The sequence below is a fragment of the Parvibaculum sp. genome (assembly GCF_035511255.1).
In the GTDB taxonomy this organism is placed as follows: Bacteria; Pseudomonadota; Alphaproteobacteria; order Parvibaculales; family Parvibaculaceae; genus Parvibaculum.
In genome coordinates, this window is the sequence record NZ_DATKFR010000462.1 from 1 (window position 1) to 4,554 (window position 4,554).

The following is a 4,554-nucleotide window of genomic DNA, read 5'->3' on the forward strand; positions in this document are numbered from 1 at the left end:
CTCGAACTCGTCAAGGCGATGGGCCTGCCGCATGAAAACGCGCTCCTCTGCGACACCAAGGGCGTCATCTATCAGGGCCGCACCGAGGGCATGAACCAGTGGAAGTCGGCGCATGCCGTTCCCACCAAGGCACGCACGCTCGAAGAGGCCATGGAAGGCGCCGACATCGTGCTCGGTCTTTCGGCGAAGGGCGCCTTTACGCCCGCCATGATCAAGTCGATGGCGCCGCGCCCGATCATCTTCGCCTGCGCCAATCCGGATCCCGAGATCACGCCGGAGGAAGTCGCGACGGTGCGCGACGACGCGATCGTCGCCACCGGCCGTTCGGACTATCCGAACCAGGTCAACAACGTGCTCGGCTTTCCCTACATCTTCCGTGGCGCGCTCGACGTACGCGCGACGCAGATCAACGAAGACATGAAGATCGCCTGCGCCCAGGCGATCGCGAAGCTCGCCCGCGAGGACGTGCCGGACGAGGTCGCGGCCGCCTATCAGGGCGAACGCCCGCGCTTCGGCCCGCAATACATCATCCCCGTGCCTTTCGATCCGCGCCTCATCCGCGAAATCCCGCCGGCCGTGGCCAAGGCCGCGATGGATTCGGGCGTCGCCCGCCATCCGATCGTCGACATGGAGGCCTACAAGAACCAGCTCTCGGCGCGGCTCTCGCCAACCGCCGGCATGCTGCAGGTCATCGTCGACAAGGTGCGCCGCGACCCCAAGCGCGTCGTCTTCGCCGAGGGCGAGGAGGAGCGTGTGATCCGCGCCGCCATCACCTTCCGCGACACCGGCCTCGGTCATCCGATCCTCGTCGGGCGTGAGGAATTGGTGCGCGAGACGCTGCGGAATATCGGCCTCGATCCCAACACCGATCTCGACATTCGCAACGCGCGCCTGTCGGACCGTAACTCGGTTTACGCGGAATTTCTTTACAAGCGGCTGCAACGGCAGGGCTATCTCTTCCGCGACTGCGTGCGCCTCGTCAACAACGACCGCAACATCTTCTCCTCGCTGATGGTCGAACTCGGCGATGCCGACGCCATGGTGACGGGCGTCACGCGCAACTATGCCGTGGCGCTCGAGGACGTGCTCAGGGTCATCGACCCGATCGAGGGACGCCGCGTCATCGGCGTGACTCTCGTCGTCGCGCGCGGCCAGACGGTGCTCGTCGCCGACACCAACGTCCATGAAATGCCGACGGCGGAAGAACTCGCCGATATCGCCTCGCAGGCCGCGGAGGTCGCCCGCCGTCTCGGCTACGAGCCGCGTGTCGCAATGCTGTCGTCGTCCACCTTCGGCAACCCGATGCATGAGCGGTCGGAACGGTTGCGCGAGGCGGTCGCCATTCTCGACGCCCGCCAGGTCGATTTCGAGTACGACGGCGAAATGGCCGCCGACGTCGCGCTGAGCCGCGAGGCGATGGCGCTTTACCCCTTCTGTCGCCTCTCCGACACAGCCAATGTCCTCATCATGCCGGCGATCCATTCGGCGGCGATTTCAACCAAGCTCCTCAAGGTGCTCGGCAATTCGACACTGGTGGGGCCGCTGCTGGTCGGCCTGAAGCGCTCGGTGCAGATCGCGCCGATCGGCTCCAACGTCTCCGATCTCGTCAACATGGCGGCGCTGGCGGCCTATAATCTCGACCGCTAGAGCGGGCCCGGGCAAAGTCGCCCGAGGAAACTTCCGCCGCAGGCGGAACGAAGCGGCCTGGCCGTGCGTTACTTGGTATTGGACCCCAGGAGACGGACATGCCCCTCATTAACATCATCGTGATTCTGATCGTCGTTGGCGTGCTGCTCTGGCTCGTCAACAACTACATTCCGATGGACGGCAAGATCAAACAGATCCTCAACGTGGTGGTGGTCATCGTGGTCGTGCTGTGGCTGCTGCAGGTTTTCGGCCTGCTCGGCAATCTCGGCGCCATCCACGTCGGATAGCCTTCTGCGATCCGGCACACTTTTTCCGCCGCATCCGGGCGCAGCAAGGCTTGTCCCCGCTGCGTCCGGACGCGAAGATGACCCTCCGCAAAACCAAGGAGGACGCCATGCGCATAACGAAATCCGGAACGATCAGATCGGCCACACTGGCAACGGCGCTTCTGCTTGCAGGAGGTCCTCTCGTCTCCGCCCATGCCGAAGAGACGCCGGCCGCCGCCTTCTGGCCCGCGGGCGCGGAGGCCTACATCATCTCGCCGAAGGACGGTGCAACGGTGAAGAGTCCGGTGACCGTCGTTTTCGGGCTCAAGGGTCTGGGTGTCGCCCCCGCCGGCGTTGAGAAGGCGAAGACGGGTCATCACCATCTGCTGATCGACACCGATCTCCCAACGGCCGACGAGCTCGGCGACCCGCTGCCGGCGGACGAACATCACGTCCATTTCGGCGGCGGACAGACGCAGACCACGGTCGAGCTCGCACCTGGCAAGCACACGCTGCAACTCATCATGGGCGATGCGTCTCATGTTCCGCATAACCCGCCGCTCGCCTCGAAGAAGATCACCATCACGGTCGAAAAATAGCCTCGCGCGGCGGTGCCGCTTCGCCTTCACGCCAGCGTCGGACGGAAAAGTCAGACGCTGGCGATCACGCGGCGGATGATCGGATCGTCGCGGTTGAAGTCGGGACGCGGGCGCGAAAAGACTCCGCCTTCTTCCTCGATGGCGTGGAGCTTGTCGACGCGCAGCATCTTCCAGTGCTCGGTCTCGCCTGAACGGCTGGCGCCATCGGTCTGGTAGGCGCGCAAAAGAAGATCGCCCGTTCCGTCATAACCGAGGCAGTGAGGCTCGATGACGCGCGAACCCGGATCGTACCAGACGCGCAGGCGCCGGCGCCGCGCGATGGCCCGTTGCAATTGCAACAGCAAGGAACCCGGAGGCTTTGGCACACCTGTTACCCGCGTCAGTCGAACCTTTCGCGAAAGAACGCGCGAAGCGTCCTGCTGTTGCGGTCAGGCGGGCTTGGACGAGCCGAATTTGGTGAGATAGCGTTCGGCGATCTGCGTCACGGGAAAAAGGATCAGCACGTCGGTCGTGCCGAACTGCTGGTCCACCACGGCGCCGTCGCCGATGTAACAGCCCGCCCGGATGTAGCCCTTGATCATTGGCGGCAGTGTGCGCCAGGCCTCGCGCGGATTGATCTCATCCTTGGGGATCAAGTTCATCTCGACATAACGATCCGGCAAGGCACGTACATACCATTCCGGCGGCGTCATGTGGAAGTGATGGAGATAGGAAAGCGGCAGGGCGAGGTCGGCAGGATTCGTGCCCTCGAAGCTCGCGCAGCCGAACATCACATCGAGATTATGCATCGCCACATATTGGGCAATGCCATGCCAGAGCAGCTCCACCGTCGGCTTGTTGCGATAGGGCGGCAGCACGCAGGAGCGGCCGAGTTCGAGGAAGCGCAAATCCCCACCGACGCGCTGGAGGAGCGGCGCAATGTCGTACTCGCTCGCCGTGTAGAAACCGCCGTGACGCTCGGCCACGTCCTGTCGCAGCAAACGATAACAGCCGACGACGGCGCCGAGCGGCAGGTCGTCGCCTTCCGCGCCGTTCGCCAGCGCATGATCGAAAACGAGAAGGTGGTCGCAAAATTCGTCGAAGCGGTCGCGATCGCGCTTCGTCGCGCGCGTTTCCGCGTCGGGATGCGCCGACATTTCCTCGTAGAACACCCGATAGCGCAATGCCTGCGCCGCGTCGATCTCGCGCGCGCTGCCTGCAAGACGCACTTCGAGCGAGCCCTTGCGCGCAAAGCTCACAGGGGCCGCGCCCGCTTTCGCGCGGGCGACCGCCTCGGGCAATTGCGTGACGGTCGCGTCCGGATGCGGCGACGTCATATGTTCGAACCCCGTCAACACTCGCGCCCCGGCATTTGCACGCGGAGCGACACCGGGCAGACCGGCCTTCAGCCGATCCGCCGTCACCTTGGCCAATAACGTGTGGCTGGCCATTTCAGCCATCCTTTCATTATCACGCCCGGAAGCCAAGAAAAGGGCGAGGGTTCGTCCCATCTTGTGCGACTTCTTTGCGTCACCGGTATGACAGGACTAAGCCTTTGAAAGGATTGATCTAAAAAGTTTGTAATCTGGAATTTTCAGGAGGGCGCGGAGCCCGATTCGAGGGCTGTCGACGCCGCCCGCTCGCGGCGGAGCAGATGGAAGATCAGCAGCAGCGCCGGAACACCCATCAGGCCGGTGGTGATGAAGAAAGGCACATAGCCCGCCGTCTTGGCGGTCAGCGAGGGTGCGTGGGCCATCAGGAAATCCCGGAGCGGGCCCTCGGCGCCCCACCAGTCGACCATCAGGCCCGAGGTGCCGCCGAGAAGCTTGCCGGGCAAGGCATAGGCCGAACTGAAGAGCGCATATTGCGTCGCCGTGAATTCGTGGTTGGTCAGGCTCGACATATAGGCGATGAGGCAGGTGCCGGCGAAACCGCCCGAGAAGTTTTCGGCGCCGATGGCGATCGTCAGCGCCGAGATGTCGCTGCCGCGCGTCGCAAGCCAGGAGAAGAGGAGATTGGTGAGCGCAACGGCGGTGGCGCCGACCAGCATCGAACGCAGGATG

The 4,554-nt window shown here is 63.9% G+C and carries 5 protein-coding genes and 1 pseudogene; 3 read left to right on the forward strand and 3 right to left on the reverse strand.

Annotation, left to right across the window (positions count from 1 at the left end; all coding sequences use genetic code 11):
• The 3 genes from VMR03_RS17180 to VMR03_RS17190 form a co-directional block, all read left to right on the forward strand.
• The coding region (locus VMR03_RS17180) for a phosphate acyltransferase (RefSeq protein WP_325407385.1) at positions 1-1,647 on the forward strand (1,647 nt) is incomplete at its 5' end.
• A gap of 98 nt (positions 1,648-1,745) precedes the next feature.
• On the forward strand, positions 1,746-1,934 hold the full coding sequence (locus VMR03_RS17185; protein WP_325407387.1) for a Thivi_2564 family membrane protein: 189 nt from the start codon (positions 1,746-1,748) through the stop codon (positions 1,932-1,934).
• 131 nt (positions 1,935-2,065) lie between these two features.
• A complete protein-coding gene (locus VMR03_RS17190) occupies positions 2,066-2,512 on the forward strand; it encodes a DUF4399 domain-containing protein (protein WP_414693197.1) in 447 nt (148 codons plus the stop codon).
• A 50-nt stretch (positions 2,513-2,562) separates the two neighbouring features.
• On the opposite strand, the gene VMR03_RS17195 is transcribed toward VMR03_RS17190, so the two are convergent.
• The 3 genes and pseudogenes from VMR03_RS17195 to VMR03_RS17205 all read right to left on the reverse strand — a co-directional run.
• Positions 2,563-2,850 (reverse strand): WYL domain-containing protein, encoded by a 288-nt coding sequence (locus tag VMR03_RS17195; RefSeq protein ID WP_325407393.1) that lies wholly within the window; start codon positions 2,848-2,850, stop codon positions 2,563-2,565.
• A 90-nt stretch (positions 2,851-2,940) separates the two neighbouring features.
• On the reverse strand, positions 2,941-3,828 hold the full coding sequence (locus tag VMR03_RS17200) for a GNAT family N-acetyltransferase (RefSeq protein ID WP_414693198.1): 888 nt from the start codon (positions 3,826-3,828) through the stop codon (positions 2,941-2,943).
• 257 nt (positions 3,829-4,085) lie between these two features.
• A pseudogene (locus VMR03_RS17205) lies at positions 4,086-4,554 on the reverse strand (AmpG family muropeptide MFS transporter); the annotation flags it as partial.